This window comes from Hallerella sp. (genome assembly GCF_022776125.1).
GTDB lineage: Bacteria > Fibrobacterota > Fibrobacteria > Fibrobacterales > Fibrobacteraceae > Hallerella > Hallerella succinigenes.
On record NZ_JALFIA010000088.1, the window covers coordinates 1 to 16,504 of the forward strand.

Genomic DNA, 16,504 nt, shown 5'->3' on the forward strand with positions numbered 1-16,504 from the left:
TACGAGACCAGCCTCGAAATTCACCACAAAGACAGGTACCGCGCTCTCGCTACGCGATTAAACATTCCGACGCCGAAAGCGCTCTCGGTTCACAATGCAAAAGAATTTGAAATCGCGCTTCAAACGCTCACATTTCCTGTCATCGTAAAACCGGTGGATCTCACGGGCGGTAAAGGCGTTCACCGAGCCGACAATGCGGAAGAAGCCCGTGCCGCATACGCAAACGCTTTGAGCCGCACCCGGAAAGACTATGTCGTTGTCGAGGAATTTGTCGTCGGTACGAACCACGGGTTTTCCGCTTACTTGCAAAATCAAAAAATCACATTCTACTTTGCGGACAATGAGCAGTATTTTTTGAACAAGTATATGGTGAGCGGTGCAAATACCCCGACGACCACAAGTGCGCACGGACAAAAGCTTCTTTGCGAATACAGCGAGCGCATTGCGAAAGAGCTAAAGCTGGTCGATGGAATTTTGCACATCCAGTATATTGAAAAATCGGATGAAACGCCGGTGATCATCGAAATTTGCCGCCGTCCGCCGGGAGATTTGTACATCAAATTCGTGCAGTATGCGACGGGAGTCGATTACCCGAAAATGCTGATTCAGTCGGAAACAGGAGAAGCCTGCACGGAATCTTTGCCGTCTCTCGGAACGCCGCCCAAACCGTTTTTACGTCACTGCATTATGGCGGCGCAAAAAGGTACGGTTCAAGATGTGACCTTTGCTCCTGAACTTCAAAAGAATATCGTTGAAAAATTCCTGTGGTACAAAAAAGGCGAGCCGATCACCGACCCGCTTTATTACAAGGCAGGAATTGTCTTTATGAAGTTCGCTTCTCCCGAAGAAATGCAGACCCTGACGGAGAAAATGACGGACTTGGTGAAAGTCCAAACGGACATGAATTGCTCGTTGAGAATTACGATTTGAATGTATATTAGTTTTATGTTCAAGATTGCTTTTATCGGTGGTGGAATTAACTCTGCAATTGGCGAAGTGCATCGCGCGGCGAGTCAGATGGATGGCTTTTTTAAGCTGGTCGCCGGCGCATTCAGCACGCATGATGCGGTGAATCGTGCAACGGCAGAGGCTTGGGGCGTTTCTCTGGAGCGTACCTATGCGGATTATAAAGATCTTTTAGCGAAGGAAAAGGGAAAGCTCGACGCGGTCGTGATCCTTACTCCGACGGATTTTCATAAAGACATTATTATCGATGCTTTGCGCGCAGGTTTTCACGTTGTCAGTGAAAAATCCTTGGCGACGAGCGTTCAAGAGGGCGAAGAAATTGCAAAGGTGATTGCAGAAACCAAAGGCTTCTTTTGCACCACGTACAATTATACAGGCTACCCGATGGTCCGAGAACTCAAGCAGTTCATTGAAGACGGTAAACTCGGAAAAATTCAGCAGGTGCAAGTCGAAATGCCGCAGGAAGGCTTTATGCGGTTGGGCGTTCAAGGCGAACCTCCTAAACCGCAGGCGTGGCGTTTAAAGGATACGGTCATTCCGAAAATTTCTCTGGATCTTGGCAGTCATTTGCACAATATGGTTTACTTTTTAACGGGTGAACGTCCGGAGCGCATTGTGGCAGATCAATCGACTTTTGGGCTTTTCCCGCAGATCGTGGATAACGTCGGAGCGCTTGCCAAGTACACGAATGGTGTTCGCGCCCAGATTTGGTTCAGCAAAACAGCTCTTGGAAACCGCAACGGTTTGCGCATCCGCGTTTACGGCAGCGAAGGCAGTGCGGAATGGTTCCAGCTCGAACCGGAAACGCTCAAAACCTGTGACTTGCGCGGTCATGTGAGCTTGTGCGATCGCACGGGTGAAGTGAAAATTGCAAACCAGCCACGTTACAACCGCTTTAAGGCGGGGCATCCGGCCGGGTTCATCGAAGCCTTTGCAAACTATTACGAAGACATTGCGGATTGCCTTTCGCAGTTCCAAAAAACGGGAACCTTTAAAAGCAAATATGTTTGCGGAATCAAGACGTCTCTCGAAGGTCTTGCAATGATGCAGGCCGCAGCAAAGTCGGCGCAAACAGACAAGTGGGAAAACGTTTAATCCTGTAAATTCAAAAAAGCAAGTCGAACCCGAAGGTTCAACTTGCTTTTACAGGCGCAGAATTTTATCAAATTACCAGTTGGCGACTGCAATGCTGTAAGACGGGAAAACGCCTTCCGGTTCCACGACCTTGGTGAAATCGGTGCCGTTGTAAGCATACAGAGCGGCAGCGCCATAAGCATGGTCGCCCACATAGAGCTTGCCGCTCACAGCGTCGAACACAAAGCCGCCTTCGGCATCCGCAATTTCCGTAGACTTGACTGTGCTCTTCTTTGCGAGATCGACTGCGGCAATCGGAGCGTTACCATAGGAATTGTAGATATTGACATATGCGATGTTGTGGATGGTGTCAAGAGCCAGTTTAGTCGAGCCGGCGCCCAGGTCTTTGCCGGTCATCACGAATTCGCTCGTCTTCTTTTTAAGATCGACGATTTCGATGCCACGGGTTTCATCGCCCGGCAGTTTGTAATCGGCATCGTAAGCGCCCTGAGTCAAAACAACGAGCTTGCCATTGTTCGTCTTCATGCTGGCCGGGTTATAACCCTTCAAGCAGATGGTATCCTGGAGTTCACCGCTTTCAGCGTCATAAAGAGCGAGAAGAGCCGGTTTGTTCGGAACATAGTTGTTCAAACGTCCGAACAAAACAGCGAGCTTGCCATCGACGACCTTAATGGATACGCCGCTAGCGGTGGTTGCGCCTTCTGCAGCAAAGTTAGAAACGTCAATGGAGTCCAAAATAGCGAGAGAAGTCGCGTTCACCTTGAGAATCGTAGAACGACCGTTCAAAACGATCCAGCCGGTTTCAGCATCGGTAAAGGCGATTTCATACGGATAAGCGGAATTGCCAATGCTTGCCTGCTTGACGATCGCACCAGAGCCTTCCGAAAGCTTGCTTGCGTCGATCAAGGTCACGTTGCTCGGGGAGAGTGCATAAACGTACTTGCCGTTTGCAAAAAGGAAAGCGTCGCTACCGAGATCAATGCCCGCGTCTTCGAACGAGTTGTCGCTGACATTGCCATAGGTGAGCATGCTACTCGTGTAATCGGTTGAGAAGTGAACGACGACACTGTTGCCGTAAGAAACAGTTTCTTCCGAGCTGGAGCTTTCTTGGGAGCTGCTGGATTCTTCGACGCTGCTCGAACTTTCGTCGTCGTATTCTGCAGAAGAGCTGGAGCTTCCGCAACCGATGAGGGCAAAGGATGCTGCGCTCGCAGCAAGAATTGTCAGAATTTTTTCCTTTGTGATGTTCATTGTTTTCTCCTATAGGGTGTTAAAAATCTTGAATGATGGTCGCCTTGTATTCTCGCCCGGGCTTCGGGTAAGAATCATAAATGTTTTGATGGTCTTCATCGGTGATGTTGTTTACCGCAAATGTGAAACGCGTTTTGGTTTTGAACGTTTTGGAAACGCTCGCATGCAAAAGGGTTTCGCTGTCGACGCTTTCCTTGTTCGCGCGGTCGCAATAGGTTTTACTGCGGTAATGCAGTTCGCCGGTCAAATCGATTTGGAACGGCAAGTGCCAAGTGCAAATCAAATGTTCGCTGAAAACAGGTTCGTTTGGCAGATACTTATCGTTGTAATACTTGGCGTTGGAAAGGTCTCGCGGATTTTGCACGGTTCCCTTGAAACTCAAATCCAAGAATCGGAATGTCCGATTGCTCCATTCAAATTCGACGCCACGGGTGAGAGCTTCGTCCATATTCAAAGGCTTGACAAGGCTTCCGCTTGTGACCCAGGTAATGCCGTCTTTGGAACGCGTTTCAAAGTACAGAACCTGCAACGTATTCTTAAAACGGTTTTCTGCAAAACGGAATCCTACTTCCCAGTTCAAACCGGTTTCCGCTTTCAAATTCGGATTCGAAAGAACGTTTTGGTATACGCCGTAAAGCTCAAGCATCTGCGGCGCCCTAAAGTAACGGGCGACAGAGGCAAAACCTTGCGCCGGCCATTCTTCTTTTCCGAAAAGGGCCGCAGTTCTTGCCGCCCAATACAAATGCTTTTTTTTCGCACTCGGAAGCGTGTCACGGTTCACCGCGTTAAAAAGAACGCCCCGAGACCTGTGAATGTAATCGCCGCGTCCCGAAAGATTCAGGTCAAAAGTCAAAAGGCTGTTCGGAGAAATTCCGAATTCCGCTGCAAGGTCGCCCTGCGCCTTTTCCAAGTGCCAGTCGTACCGTGAAGCGATCTGATTGTTGTCGCGGTTTTCCACGCGTTCAAAATCGCCTGTTAAATGCAAACCGCCGTGAATCTTGTACGGACAGTGGAACGGTTCAAAGAACAGTCGCAGTTCCGGACGTGCCGTGTACGAGATTGCACCGTATTCCATGTAGCCGTTATAAGTGTAACCCAGACGGTCCAACGGAAAATACGAATGCGAAACGGCCTTTTCGACTTTGCCCGCAGCCCCTGCTTCCAATCGCCAGGCGTCCGTGTACGGGGATTCCCATAGGTACTTCGCCTGCAACAGGGAATTTTCAAAACCGGCGACGTAAGTCTGGTTGTTTTCCTTGCCTGGATTTCCGCCCCATTCGTTTGAATGCGTGACGATCCAGCTCGAAAAGGAATGTCCGCTGTGCATGTAGCGCAAAGAATGCGTGCCGGAGAACTGGGAATAGTCGGCGTTTTGACGGGTGCGAACCGTATCGTCTTCCGTGTTGTACTTGGTGTCGTTGCGGTCCAAATATTCGTAGTCGTTATCGCTGTGGCGGAACCCTGCTTGGCTCGAAAGTTTGAAGCGGTCGCTCAACTTGTGCGTGAGCGCATACGAAAGTTCGTAGCTGTTGTGACTGCCGTAGCTTGCAAGCAAACGGTTGCGGTTCGAAGCTTCGGGCTTGGATACAAAGTTGATAACACCGCCGATCGCGTTACCGCCGAATTTGGCTGGCGCATAATTCTTGTATATCTCGACGCGTTCAAATTGGTTCAGGTCCATGCCGCCTAGCGAAACCGCTCCGCCACCCGCATCTTGCACAGGAATCCCGTCGATGCAGATGAGGACTGTCTTTGCGGAAGCACCGCGTACGGAGACCGTTTCAAAGCTTCCCATGCCGCCGAGCTTTTGCAGCTGAATGCCCGCTTCTTTCGAAAGGAGTTCCCCCGCAGAAAGGCTCTTGCCTTCCCACGCCTTGGAATCAATCGTGATAAAGTCCGGGCTTTCGGTGAAGGGAGCTTCTTTTAAGCCGCTTAAAATTTCAGATGTGCCGAGATTTTGAACGCTCGCACTATCGGCAGCAAAAACACTTGGAATGCCAAGCGTCGCCGAAATCAGCGCATATGCAAAAAAACGCGCATGAGGTGCGTTCATGGATGTCTCTCGCATCTGTTCGTTTCCACAGTTCTTCTGGCTCGGGGATCTTTCTACGCCGGCTCCTTCACATGCATTTCTGCACATTGGTTCTTTGCCGGTTTCGTCCTCCCATACAGCGGCGGGACCGTTCCCGATTCTCACGGGATTCTCTCGAAGGCTTTGCAATTTGCATTGCCTCGGCTTTTCAGGGCATGGAAATCGTTTGTTTGTACGCAAAGATAGCTCTTTTTCTATCTTCTGTCTATGCAACTTTTTGCTGGCATTATCGACCCTGAAACGCTGTTTGCGAAATCCGCCGCGCTTTGCACGGCGCTCGAAATTCGCTATGATCTTTTTTTGGAACGCGGAGCTTCGCTTGAAGATTTGACCGCTCTTTCGAAGCGTGTTCGAAACCTTTACCCCAAAGCTTTCCAGATAGGCACGATCCGCCTCAAGCGCGACGGGGGAATGTTCTCGGATGCGCACGCCCAAGACCGCGACCGCTACTTGAACGCGATCCTTTCGAACGTCGACCGTCCGAACGTGGTGGACATCGAAGTCGAAGAGCTCGAAACCTTGCTTCCCAAGGTGCGGCCGGTTCTTAGATCGACCGGGACAAAGTTTCTTGTTTCGCATCATGATTTCTTGAAGGTGCCGTCCGTTTCGGAATTAGAGGCTTGGATTGAACAGGCAAAGGCCGCCGGCGCAAACGGTTACAAGACCGCCTGCATGAGTACCGCCGCCGGCGATTTTGATGAAATTTATCCGCTGATCGAGCGGGAGTCGAAGAACTTTGAACTGTTCTCGCTCTTTGCCATGGGAGCCTCTGGACAGGAGTCCCGAGTGAAAAGTTTGCTTTTTGGGGCAAACATCACCTACTGTTCCATCGGTAAAGCGGTCGCTCCGGGGCAACTTTCGGTCGAAGATGCCCTGAATCAGTACAAAAAACTTGCAAAAAATCGCTAAAATTTGCAAAAAATAGCCAAATTTATTCAAAAAAGCCAAAGTTTCAAGGAAAAGTGCTTTTTCGCTCACAAATACACCCAAGTGGCTTTTTTTTACTAAACTTTTTAGAGATAAAGAGGAAACAAAAGAATTATGCGTCTTTCTGAACGATTTGCTGACAACAGCGTGATTATCAATGCCAAGGGTTCGACCAAGGAAGAAATCCTGAACGAACTCGTGGATACGCTTTGCGCTTCTTACAAGCTTGAACATCGCGACGAAATCTTTGATGCTGTCTGGAAACGTGAACAGACTCGCTCTACAGGTATCGGTTGTGGGTTGGCGGTGCCGCATGCGAAGATTGACTATGTGGATCGTATGTGCATGGTGGCTGCTACGGTGGAAAAGGGCATCGATTTCGATGCAATGGACAATGAACCGGTCCATTTGCTCATTTTGATCGTGAGCCCGGGCAATACGGTCGGTCCGCATCTCAAGGCTTTGTCCTCGGTGAGCCGTATCCTTGCCAACGCCGAAGTCCGCAAGGACTTGATTGATTCCAAGAATCAGGTCGATTTCCTTGATATCTTGGGCAAGGCCGAAGACAAGTATCTGTAAAAATCAATCTAAAAGAGATTAGAGCCTTGACGCAAAGTCAAGGCTTTTATATTTTTGCGGTGCTTTGGACGATTAGCTCAGTTGGTTTAGAGCGCTGCTTTCACACGGCAGAGGTCACTGGTTCAAATCCAGTATCGTCCACTTTAAGAGATCCGATGTTCGCACCGGGTCTCTTTTTTCTTATATATTGAATATATGAGCCATACGATAGACGAATCCAAGATTCCTGAACCGCCAGTCGGTTCGCACTTGCTTTCCCCACGGACGGGGTTTAACCATCACGGCATTTACATTGGAAATGGCCGAGTCGTCCACTATTCGGGAATGGCCCGCACGCTCACGCACAAGGACATTGTGCGTCTTCCGGGCCTTATCCGCTACGGTTGCATTGTCAAGACTTCGATCAAGCGTTTTTGCGACGGTCACGGTTTTCGCGTGATTGAACATCCGCATGCCAAGTTTACGGGTGAAGCGGTGGTGGAGCGTGCCAAAAAACGCCTGTATGAACGTTCCTATTATTTATACAGCAATAACTGCGAGCATTTTGTGAACTGGTGCATTGACGATACGTTCAAGAGCCCTGCAGTTACACGTATTTTGATCGGCTTTGCAACGCTCGGATTTTTGATTCACGCGCTCGGCATTTCCAAGCTGACTCGTAAAATGCCGATGTGGGCGCGCGTTCTTTTGAGCGGAGCTTCGGCTTCAATCGGTTCGTTTATCATTGCGCACTTTACGCTCGACGCTTTGCAGCCTGCTGAAGGGATTCGCGGTCGAGAACGCCGCAACCGTTACTTTGGCCGTGTCGGTACGCGCTGCGGTCTCGCGCTGGCTCCGCTTTTTGCCATTTTGGGTATTCGCAAGGATTCCAAACTTTCGGAAAGCCTTTTTCCGTTCTTCCTTCCTGTATTTGGAGGCTTGAGCACTTATGCTGCCTTCCGCTTAAAGGATACGTTAGAACGCGATCAGCTTCGCAAGGTTCGCCGTCGAAAGGAGGAGTTGGAAGCGATGAAGTCGGTGGAAGACGCCGAGTGATTTTTTCGCATTGTATGCAACGAATTTTTTTCATAAGCATCTTAGTATTGTGAACTTGCGACACGAGATGCTTTTTTTGTGCGCCGTTTGGGTGGGTGCAGCCTTTGCGGAGCGAACGCTTTCTTTGGAAGATTGCGTAAAGCTTGCCCGTGAACAGAGCCTTGACATGGAAACGGCGAGACTTTCGGAACGGGCTTCCGAGGCTTCTTTGAAATCGTCGGAGGCATCGGGGCGCCCAACGGTTTCTGCGTATGTAAGGAATACGCTTTACGATACACCTTTCGATGGACAGTCGCAGGACCATTACCGTTTTAGCATGGGACTTTCCGGATCGTACACCATCTGGGATGGCGGTTCCACGAGCATTAACGTGGAAAGCAAACAGCTTTCGCTTGAAGCGAGCAAGTACAGTACGGAACTCGCCGCGTTGAATGTGCAAGAAAGCGCGATGAATGCTTTTGTGAACCTGCTCGCCGCGAAGGAAGATCTGGAAACCGCAGACTCCGCGCTTGCGCTTTCGGATTCTTTGGTGAGTTATAACGAACGTTTGTTCGATGCGGGTTCCATTACACGGAGCGATCTTGCGCTGGTGAAGAGCGACGCCGCGAGTGCAAAGGTCAAGCAGATTTCGGCGGCGCAGGCGGAACGTGCGGCAAAGACGAATCTCCGTCAGGTGCTTGAACTTTCCCGTTTGGATTCGTTAAGGATTGTCGCGCCCGAGGTGAATTACGAGAAGCCTTCGGACATGGGTGAACTTCCGACTTTTGACGAAGTGCTTTCGGAAACGAAGGCGCATTATCCGGGATTTATTTCGGATAGCTTAAAGGTGCAGGCTGCCGCAAAAGACGTGGAACTTGCGGGCAAGAACAGTTCCATTTCGGTGATGCTCGGGGCGGAAGCTTCGACGGGATTCCAAGCCTGGGAATCGGACCGCTATGCGCGCCAGATCAAAAACGGTTATACGCATAGCTTGACGCTCGGCATTAACATTCCGATTATAGACGGTGGAACGACGACGGCGAAGGTGCTTTTGGCGCAAGTGGAAAGTGAACGGGCAAAGGTTTCCCAACGTGAAACGGGAAAAACCTTGGAAAATAATCTGGAAAAACTTTATATGCAGGCGGAAAGCGCCGACGCGAGCTGGCTTGCCGCAATCGCCGGGCTTGAAAGTGCAACGGAAGCTTACCATGTGGCTGTGGAACAGCGAGCCGCCGGCACGATTTCTTCGACGGATTTCTTGCAACAGAAGAACAATTTGCAAAGTGCGAAAAATACACTGACCCAGGCGAAGTACACGAGCATTCTCGCTCGGAATCTGCTCGACCTTTACATGGGGAGGTTCCAATGAAAAAGCTTTTGAAAGTTTTGATCGTCCTCGTGATTTTGGGCGCGATCTTTTTTACCGTTCACAAATTCTTCTTTGCTACCGAAGAGGAAAGCGCCGGGGTGATGATGAGCGAAAAGGTAAAGCTCGCCACGATCCAAACGACGATTACTTCGACGGGTACGATTTCGCCGATGGATACGGTGAGCGTCGGTACGCAGGTTTCGGGCGACATCAGCAAAATCTATGTGGACTTTAATTCCAATGTAAAAAAAGGCCAGGTGATTGCGGAACTGGATCGTTCCAAGTTGCAGTCGACGCTGTACCAGGCGCAGATAGCGGAATCCAGTGCAAAGAACGATTACGAGCACAAACTTTCTGTGTACAATCGCACGAAAAAGCTTGCCGAGTCGAACAGTGCAAGCGCTGTGGATTTGGAAAATGCAGAATATGAAATGAACTCGGCAAAGTTCTCATGGGAAGCTCGCAAGAGCGAAGTGCAACAGGCAAAGCTGAATTTGAGTTACTGCATCATTAAAAGCCCGATCGACGGTGTTGTGCTTGAACGTTCTGTGGATGTGGGGCAAACGGTCGCCGCTTCGATGAGCGCGCCGACTCTTTTTGTGCTTGCAAAAGATCTTTCCAAGATGCGTGTGATGGCGGACGTCGATGAAGCGGATATTGGGCAGGTGAAGGCCGGTCAGAAGGTGACCTTTACCGTGGACGCCTTTCAAGATGAAACGTTCAGCGGCAAAGTGGAATCGGTCCGTTTGAATCCGACGGTGACTTCGAACGTGGTGACTTATACGGTGGTGATTTCGGCAGAAAATTCGGATTTGAAACTGCTCCCGGGCATGACGGCAACTTGCACGATTGTGACGGAAGAAGTGGAAAACGCTTTAAGCGTTCCGGTGGCCGCGATCCAGTTTACACCGGCCGCGGGAACTCCGATGATGGATATGCGTAAAATGCCGCGTCCAGAAAAACCGAAAAGAAAATTTTCCGACAGCGACGACTTTGGACCTCCGCCGGGAATGCAGGGCGGCCCGATGGGCGGTGGCGTTTCCAAAAAGCGTTCTTCTTCGACCCAGAAATTAGTCGGGAAAGGCGTTTGGATTAATATGAACGGCAAGGCCGCATTCCGTCCGGTGAAAACAGGCTTAAATGATGGCGTCAATGTGCAGATACTCGCGGGTCTTGCAGAAGGCGATTCTGTGGTGGTACGTCAGGAATCGGCTACTGTCGTTTTTCAAAGTTCGGACGGAACCGTGAGTCCGTTTATGCCGGGACCGCGCAAAAAGAAGAAGTGATGCGGGGCATCACTTCTTAAATCGAAATCGTTAACGGTTTTACTTCACAATGCCGACTTCGCTAATCTTGGCGAAGCCGTTTATTTTTTCGCCGAGTCGAACGTGGACCCATCCGTCTTTCACGCTTAGCACTTCGATTTCGGTGCCTTCGGAAAGCATGTTCAAGGTTTGATCCTTATCGCTCGGGCCGCTGGTGATGTCGGCGGTTTCCGCAATCACGACTCCCAAGGAATACGTATTTTCTTTGTAAACCTTGTAGCCGACGCTGCAGGCTAAAATGCCAAGAATCAAGGCGATGGGGAAGATGCTTGCGGCGAGGGCTGTCTTGACCTTTGGATTTGCAGAAAGCACACGTACAATGCAAAGGAAGAAGATGGCCCAGACGAGAATCAGGATGCCGATGAACTGTTGCTTTTCGGAAAGGACGTGGTGCGCTTCAAAGGCGAAGTTCAGAATCGGATTTTCCATGTCTTCGGATTCTTCGACTTTATCCTTCGTCATGCTGCGGGCGAATTTGAGATTGTATTCGTAATCGTCATTCGTCGGATCAAAACGAAGCGCCTTTTCATAGTTCAAAATGGCGAGCCCCAGGCGATTTTCGCGGAAATAAGCGTTGCCTAAATTATAATAGAGGTCACCGTTCTGATAGCCGTTGTCGACGCAGTTCTGCCAAGCTTCCGCCGCCGAGGTAAAGTCGCCTGCCTTGTATGCGGCGGCGCCTGTAAAGAGCGTTTTGCAACTTTCGGCAAAAAGGGAAGACGTCAAAAGGGAAAAAATCAAAAGCAGTTTTTTCATTTTAAAACCTCCAGTGCGTCGCAGAGAGTTTCAAATTCGAGGAGCGCCTTGGAACGTTCTTCTGCGGATGCGGTGACCGGGGCGAATCTTGCGAAGGCGCAATCTTCTTGCCACTTCATAACCTTTTGAATATTCTCTTCGCTCACGCCGAGCTCGGTCAAATTCAGCTTCACTAGGTCTTTGGTCATACCGCGGAATTCACGGTTCGAAAGATCCGAAAGGTAACCGACAAGACCATTTTCAAGGGCGGCGTAGAAGGCTTTGCCGTCATCCTTTTGCAATGCTGTTTTCGCTGCGGACGTGTACTGCTTTAAATTCTTTTTCGCCTTTGCCTTGCGTACAAGAGCCGTGTTGCTTGAATTTTTTCGGTGCGAACGGATGAAGGCGCAGAAGATTGCATACAACGGAATTGGAATCAACAGAAGAATCCAGAAGAGCGGCGACTTGTACAGCGGAGCTTCTTGCGGGGGAACTTCGTGGACGGAGTGCATGTAGCGAATGTCGCGGCCCAGGTCTTCGATTTCTTCCTTGGCGGCTGGCGTGTATGTCGGCGTGCTCGGGGTGTATGGGGCAACAGAACCTTCGCCCTTTTCGACGACAATTTTCCACGGACCTTCGGTTTTGGTTTCGTACTTCTTTTTAGCGGGATTGAACCAGTTGTAAGAAATAGCAGGAATTTCGAATTCCCCCTTCTTTTTCGGGTAAAGGAAAATGCGAATGTTCTTGGTGGTGATGACTTTTCCGCCGGTGACTTTCTTTTTGATGTCGTTTTCCGGGGGAACAGAGCGGAAGTCCGAGAAGTCGGGGAGCTTCGGGTCGGTAATCGTTCCCGGTTTGCCGTCGCCTGAAATTTGAATGGAGAGCGTGAGCGCGTCGCCGAGGGTCAAAGAATCCTTGTCGAAAGAAGCCTTGAAATTGTAATTGCCGACCATGCCGGTGAAGTCTTTGGGCTTGTTCTGCGCCGGTAGCGGAAGAACCGTAATCTTCAGCGGGGCGGTTTTGGCTTCGGCTTCTTCCGGTTCCTGCTGGATGCTGGAGAAACTGACGGATACGCCTATTTTATTGGATTTTTTTTCTACGACTTTTGGTTTGCCGATTTTTTTGTATTTGAACTGGAAGGGAGGAATTGAAACTTGACCCGTTTTAAGAGGAGAAATCCAGGCGAATTTATCGCTGCTAGAAGCTTCTCTTGGATTGTCTTCTAATGGCATCAACTTAACATTGGAAAGGTCTGCACGATGGGCGATGAAGTCACTGCCGAGATCCATGTTGGTTGCCATCAGTTCGCCTTGGAAATGTTCATAGGTATGAATATTTAAGGTGACGGAAAGCTGTTCGCCTTCATAGACAGTCTTTTTGTTTGGAGTGAGCGAAACATCGACGGCTGGATCATCGTAGGATTTGCGGACATTCATTGTCAAATGGAAAATATCGTATTCTGCGTTATTGATTTTCCACGAAAGGACGCCGGCTGCTTTGCGCCCTGCTTTTTTGGGAGCGATAAGCTTAAATTCGTATTGAGTTGCGGAAGCCGTACCTCTGCGGGTTCCGACTTTGACAACAGAGGTGTCTATGGATTTGAGGACAAATCCATTTTGTACAGAAAATTGGGGTGGCGCTTGGACGGATTCGATCTGATTTTGAAGGACGATGAATTGGAACGAAAATTCTTCGCCGGTCTCCACGGGATTTTTATTGACTTGTACATCCCAAGGACCTCTTGTCTGCATTTGGCCTGGACTGGATTGCTGACCGCCCATCATCGCGGCCATTCTTTGTTGCATTTCGTCAAACATTGCCCAGGGATCGGTTGCCTGAGCATGAATGGAAACAGCACCTAACAGAACTAAAAAGAAAAAGCGTTTCATAACGCTTAAAAGATACAAAAAAGCTATCTTAGAGCCATGTCGTATAAAACGTTGGAATCGCTCTTTGAGAAATATTCAAGAATTCAGATGATCGGCCCGGTGGGCAGTGGAAAATCCCGTTTGCTTCGAGAGTTTGCAGAAAATCATCCGAATGTCGCTTTGTCTTCCACTGAACTCCAGCGACGGATTCAGCGCGCTTTGGCTCCGTTTTGGCAGAAACGTTTTATTAGCTTGCGAGATGAAGATGCCCCGCGCGTGCGCGATTTGCTTTTGAAACCGAAATTCTTTTTGCACACGGAGCATTACGTCGAAGATAATCCGTTCCCGCCGACGAATCCGGGAAAGCTCGACGAGGCGCTCGCCATGGCGAATCTGCCGGAATCGGTGCTTAAAGTCAAGCTTTTGAGCCTTTCGAACGGGGAACTGCGCCGCATTTTGCTCGCTCGCCTTTGGATGGAATCTCCGGACTATATTCTTTTGGACGATCCGTACGGCGGTCTCGATCCGGAATATCGGAACCATCTTGCCCGTGGTATTTTGAAAATGGCCGAAAAAGAGGTCCAGCTCGCTGTGAGCCTGCAACGTAAAGAAGAGCTTCTGCCCCTGATTCCCGCTTTTGTTTATGAGAACGGGGAATTCCGTGAATTCGAAGGGAAACTTCCCGAAGCGCTCCCGCCCGAAGAAAAAAAGCCTTTCCTCACGCATTACGAAACCCAGGTTTTGCACGCCCAGGAAAATGTTGGAGAAACTCTCTTCGACTTGCAACAGGTGAATGTGCATTACGGTTCCACAAAGATTATTAACAATCTGACGTGGCAAGTGAAAAAGGGTGAACACTGGGTGGTCATGGGCCCGAACGGTGCTGGAAAAAGTACGCTGCTTGCACTCCTTTCCGCAGACCATCCACAGATTTATTCAAATGACATAACGCTTTTTGGAAAGAAGCCGGGCCATGGCTTGAACGTTTGGGAACACAAGGCCCAAATCGGATTCTTCTCTCCGGAACTTGCGACGCAGTACCGTGAAAAGTTGAACTTGGAAGAAGTCCTTTGCACGGGCTTTACGACGGGTCTCGGACTTTTCGTGCCTCCTTCTTGGGAAGAAAGAGCGAAGGCGATTAGCTGGCTTAAGGAATTTGGCTTTGCCGATGTTTTTCGACCGTTCCAGGACCTTTCTGCAACGGAACGACGCTTGATTCTGATTGCCCGCGCCGCGATTCGCCCGCCCAAGGTTTTGATTCTTGACGAACCGACTCAGGGCATGGATGAGGGATTCCGCGAAAAGCTTTTTGACCTTTTGCAGTTCCTTTCCAAAGAAACGACCATCATTTTCGTAACGCATTACGAAGAAGAATGGCCACCTTGCATGACGCATATTCTGCGCATGCCTAAATTCTCTATGGAAAACGCTCTTTAAAAAAGACGTGTCACCATATTGCCAACGTACACCGCGATGACGCCGATAAAAACACTCAGCGCTGCGTACAGGGCAAATTGCAAAATGCATCCCGATTTGATAAAGGTCAGACCTTCATTTGCAAACGTGGAAAAGGTGGTAAATCCGCCGCAGAATCCGACGGTCAACAGCAGACGCGCATTCGGACTCAAAACGGGGTCCGAAAGACCGTAAAAAAGTCCGATCAAAAAGGATCCCAAAATGTTGACGACAAAGGTGCCGAACGGAAAAAATCCCGGCGCGTAGGCATTCAAAAAACGGCTGCATAAAAAGCGGCAGATTCCGCCGAAGAAACTGCCGACGCCAACGCAAAGAATCGAAGGAATCATGTAAAAAATTTAGTATCTTTAAAGATTACAAGAGGTGCCTGTGATAACTGAAGAACAAATACTTCGAGCTTTGTCGAGTGTTCAAGATCCCGATTTGCATAAAAATATCGTGGAACTGGGCTTTGTGAAGAACATTCAAATTTCTCCCGAAGGTGACGTTTCGTTGGATTTGGTGTTGACCACTCCAGCGTGCCCAATCCGTGACCGTTTTAAAAATCAGTGCGAAAGCATTTTGATGCACTTGGGAGCCCGCTCAGCGGTGGTGAATTTGAAGGCAAAGAATGGGAGTGAGAAAACCTCGCCGGCTCCGAATTTTGACAATGAACTTTTGAAGGGCGTGAAGCGTATCGTCGGCGTGGCGAGCGGTAAGGGTGGCGTCGGTAAATCGACTGTCACAGCGAACCTCGCCATGGCTTTGAGCCTTGCGGGCGCCCGTGTGGGCGTTCTGGATGCAGATATTTATGGCCCGTCGATGAACATCATGTTCGGTGTGGACTCCGCTCCAGAAGTTTTCCCCGATAAGACGCTTGCCCCGGTTGAAGTCAAGGGCGGTATTTCTCTTGTTTCGATGGCGATGTTTGCGGAGTCGGACAAGGCGACAATCTGGCGCGGTCCGATGGCGAGCCAGATGATCCAGAATTTTGTGCACCGCGTGCGCTGGGGCGAGCTCGATTACTTGCTAATCGACTTTCCTCCGGGAACAGGCGATATTCAGCTAACGCTGACCCAGCAGTGTCCGCTCACTTGTGCGGTCGTAGTGACGACTCCGCAGGAAGTGGCGCTTGCGGACTGCCGCAAGGGCCTTGCGATGTTTGACAGTGTCGGAGTGCCGTCGGTCGGTATCATTGAAAACATGAGCTACTTCATTTGCGATGGCTGCGGTAAGCGTCACAGTATTTTCCGTTCGGGCGGCGGTGAACGTATTTCCAAGGCTCTCGGAGTACCGATGCTTGGCAAGGTTCCGCTTGAACCATCCGTTGCCGACTGCGGGGACCTTGGAATGCCGGCGGTCCTCCGTTATCCGAACAGCGAAAGCGGTAGGGCATTTGCCGATATCGCCGAAAAAACAATCTGTGCGATTGCCCAATTGGAACATTCCGGCAACGTTTTGCACAATTTCAACTTCCGCTTTGACGAAATTCCTTTGGAGGAAGCCTCATGATTCAGCCTTTGAAAGTCTTTCGCACAAAGAACAATGAGCTCGGATTTGACTGGGACGATGGGACGCGGTCGGTCTTTAAGCTGCGTGATCTTCGTCTCGCTTGCCCTTGTGCGCTTTGTGTAGATGAAAATACGGGGGAGCACCTGCTCGACCCGAAAACCGTGCCGGAAGATATCTTGATCGAGAGTATCCAGTCGATTGGACGCTATGCGGTCGGCATCCTCTGGAGCGATGGTCATCGCACGGGCATATACCCCTATGATCTCTTAAAGCGTTTGACGGATAAGGCATAAAAAGCCATATTTTGGAAGGAAAG

The 16,504-nt window shown here is 49.9% G+C and carries 15 protein-coding genes, 1 tRNA gene and 1 riboswitch; of the genes, 11 read left to right on the forward strand and 5 right to left on the reverse strand.

Features of this window, described 5'->3' with window-relative positions:
* Nucleotides 1-930 (forward strand): ATP-grasp domain-containing protein (locus MR847_RS10500; protein WP_287723713.1); only part of this gene is annotated, 930 nt, incomplete at its 5' end.
* 15 nt (nt 931-945) lie between these two features.
* Nucleotides 946-2,061 (forward strand): Gfo/Idh/MocA family protein, encoded by a 1,116-nt coding sequence (locus MR847_RS10505; protein WP_277002232.1) that lies wholly within the window; start codon nt 946-948, stop codon nt 2,059-2,061.
* Between the two features lie 72 nt (nt 2,062-2,133).
* Here MR847_RS10505 and MR847_RS10510 read toward each other — a convergent pair whose 3' ends face one another.
* Nucleotides 2,134-3,312, reverse strand: a complete 1,179-nt coding sequence (locus tag MR847_RS10510; protein ID WP_287723714.1) for a hypothetical protein — start codon at nt 3,310-3,312, stop codon at nt 2,134-2,136.
* A 19-nt stretch (nt 3,313-3,331) separates the two neighbouring features.
* Entirely contained in the window at nt 3,332-5,365 is a 2,034-nt protein-coding gene (locus MR847_RS10515) for a TonB-dependent receptor (RefSeq protein ID WP_287723715.1), read from the reverse strand.
* Between the two features lie 9 nt (nt 5,366-5,374).
* A riboswitch (cobalamin riboswitch) is annotated at nt 5,375-5,580 on the reverse strand.
* A 31-nt stretch (nt 5,581-5,611) separates the two neighbouring features.
* On the opposite strand from MR847_RS10515, the gene MR847_RS10520 reads away from it, so the two are divergent.
* From MR847_RS10520 to MR847_RS10545, 6 genes are all read left to right on the forward strand, one after another.
* Nucleotides 5,612-6,313 (forward strand): type I 3-dehydroquinate dehydratase, encoded by a 702-nt coding sequence (locus MR847_RS10520; protein WP_287723716.1) that lies wholly within the window; start codon nt 5,612-5,614, stop codon nt 6,311-6,313.
* Nucleotides 6,314-6,445: 132 nt separating this feature from the next.
* Nucleotides 6,446-6,910, forward strand: a complete 465-nt coding sequence (locus tag MR847_RS10525) for a PTS sugar transporter subunit IIA (protein WP_106520210.1) — start codon at nt 6,446-6,448, stop codon at nt 6,908-6,910.
* Nucleotides 6,911-6,976: 66 nt separating this feature from the next.
* Nucleotides 6,977-7,051: transfer RNA gene (locus MR847_RS10530), tRNA-Val, on the forward strand.
* Between the two features lie 54 nt (nt 7,052-7,105).
* Entirely contained in the window at nt 7,106-7,945 is an 840-nt protein-coding gene (locus MR847_RS10535) for a lecithin retinol acyltransferase family protein (protein WP_100425125.1), read from the forward strand.
* 67 nt (nt 7,946-8,012) lie between these two features.
* On the forward strand, nt 8,013-9,293 hold the full coding sequence (locus tag MR847_RS10540) for a TolC family protein (protein ID WP_287723717.1): 1,281 nt from the start codon (nt 8,013-8,015) through the stop codon (nt 9,291-9,293).
* Nucleotides 9,290-10,579, forward strand: a complete 1,290-nt coding sequence (locus MR847_RS10545) for an efflux RND transporter periplasmic adaptor subunit (protein ID WP_287723718.1) — start codon at nt 9,290-9,292, stop codon at nt 10,577-10,579. Before MR847_RS10540 ends, MR847_RS10545 begins: the two co-directional genes overlap by 4 nt.
* Nucleotides 10,580-10,618: 39 nt before the next feature.
* On the opposite strand, the gene MR847_RS10550 is transcribed toward MR847_RS10545, so the two are convergent.
* Nucleotides 10,619-11,374, reverse strand: a complete 756-nt coding sequence (locus MR847_RS10550; RefSeq protein WP_277002250.1) for a tetratricopeptide repeat protein — start codon at nt 11,372-11,374, stop codon at nt 10,619-10,621.
* On the reverse strand, nt 11,371-13,158 hold the full coding sequence (locus MR847_RS10555; RefSeq protein ID WP_287723719.1) for a BatD family protein: 1,788 nt from the start codon (nt 13,156-13,158) through the stop codon (nt 11,371-11,373). The genes MR847_RS10550 and MR847_RS10555 overlap by 4 nt, the downstream gene beginning before the upstream one ends.
* A 120-nt stretch (nt 13,159-13,278) precedes the next feature.
* On the opposite strand from MR847_RS10555, the gene MR847_RS10560 reads away from it, so the two are divergent.
* Entirely contained in the window at nt 13,279-14,658 is a 1,380-nt protein-coding gene (locus MR847_RS10560) for an ATP-binding cassette domain-containing protein (RefSeq protein ID WP_277002256.1), read from the forward strand.
* Here the strand turns inward: MR847_RS10560 and crcB are convergent.
* The gene (gene crcB / locus MR847_RS10565; RefSeq protein WP_287723720.1) at nt 14,655-15,026 is read right to left on the reverse strand and encodes a fluoride efflux transporter CrcB; all 372 of its coding nucleotides are present in this window, start codon (nt 15,024-15,026) and stop codon (nt 14,655-14,657) included. The genes MR847_RS10560 and crcB overlap by 4 nt on opposite strands.
* 40 nt (nt 15,027-15,066) lie before the next feature.
* Here crcB and MR847_RS10570 point away from each other — a divergent pair, with 40 nt between their 5' ends.
* Together MR847_RS10570 and MR847_RS10575 are read left to right on the forward strand one after the other, a co-directional pair.
* A complete protein-coding gene (locus MR847_RS10570) occupies nt 15,067-16,188 on the forward strand; it encodes an Mrp/NBP35 family ATP-binding protein (protein ID WP_287723721.1) in 1,122 nt (373 codons plus the stop codon).
* Nucleotides 16,185-16,481, forward strand: coding sequence for a DUF971 domain-containing protein (locus MR847_RS10575; RefSeq protein WP_100425118.1), 297 nt, complete (start codon nt 16,185-16,187; stop codon nt 16,479-16,481). Before MR847_RS10570 ends, MR847_RS10575 begins: the two co-directional genes overlap by 4 nt.
* Nucleotides 16,482-16,504 lie beyond the last annotated feature (23 nt).

Bases quoted from the DNA above. Each gene is read 5' to 3' on its own strand.
- MR847_RS10505 (WP_277002232.1), top strand. From the start codon at position 946: ATGTTCAAGATTGCTTTTATCGGTGGTGGAATTAACTCTGCAATTGGC.
- MR847_RS10510 (WP_287723714.1), bottom strand. From the start codon at position 3,312: ATGAACATCACAAAGGAAAAAATTCTGACAATTCTTGCTGCGAGCGCA.
- MR847_RS10515 (WP_287723715.1), bottom strand. From the start codon at position 5,365: ATGAACGCACCTCATGCGCGTTTTTTTGCATATGCGCTGATTTCGGCG.
- MR847_RS10520 (WP_287723716.1), top strand. From the start codon at position 5,612: ATGCAACTTTTTGCTGGCATTATCGACCCTGAAACGCTGTTTGCGAAA.
- MR847_RS10525 (WP_106520210.1), top strand. From the start codon at position 6,446: ATGCGTCTTTCTGAACGATTTGCTGACAACAGCGTGATTATCAATGCC.
- MR847_RS10535 (WP_100425125.1), top strand. From the start codon at position 7,106: ATGAGCCATACGATAGACGAATCCAAGATTCCTGAACCGCCAGTCGGT.
- MR847_RS10540 (WP_287723717.1), top strand. From the start codon at position 8,013: ATGCTTTTTTTGTGCGCCGTTTGGGTGGGTGCAGCCTTTGCGGAGCGA.
- MR847_RS10545 (WP_287723718.1), top strand. From the start codon at position 9,290: ATGAAAAAGCTTTTGAAAGTTTTGATCGTCCTCGTGATTTTGGGCGCG.
- MR847_RS10550 (WP_277002250.1), bottom strand. From the start codon at position 11,374: ATGAAAAAACTGCTTTTGATTTTTTCCCTTTTGACGTCTTCCCTTTTT.
- MR847_RS10555 (WP_287723719.1), bottom strand. From the start codon at position 13,158: ATGCAACAAAGAATGGCCGCGATGATGGGCGGTCAGCAATCCAGTCCA.
- MR847_RS10560 (WP_277002256.1), top strand. From the start codon at position 13,279: ATGTCGTATAAAACGTTGGAATCGCTCTTTGAGAAATATTCAAGAATT.
- crcB (WP_287723720.1), bottom strand. From the start codon at position 15,026: ATGATTCCTTCGATTCTTTGCGTTGGCGTCGGCAGTTTCTTCGGCGGA.
- MR847_RS10575 (WP_100425118.1), top strand. From the start codon at position 16,185: ATGATTCAGCCTTTGAAAGTCTTTCGCACAAAGAACAATGAGCTCGGA.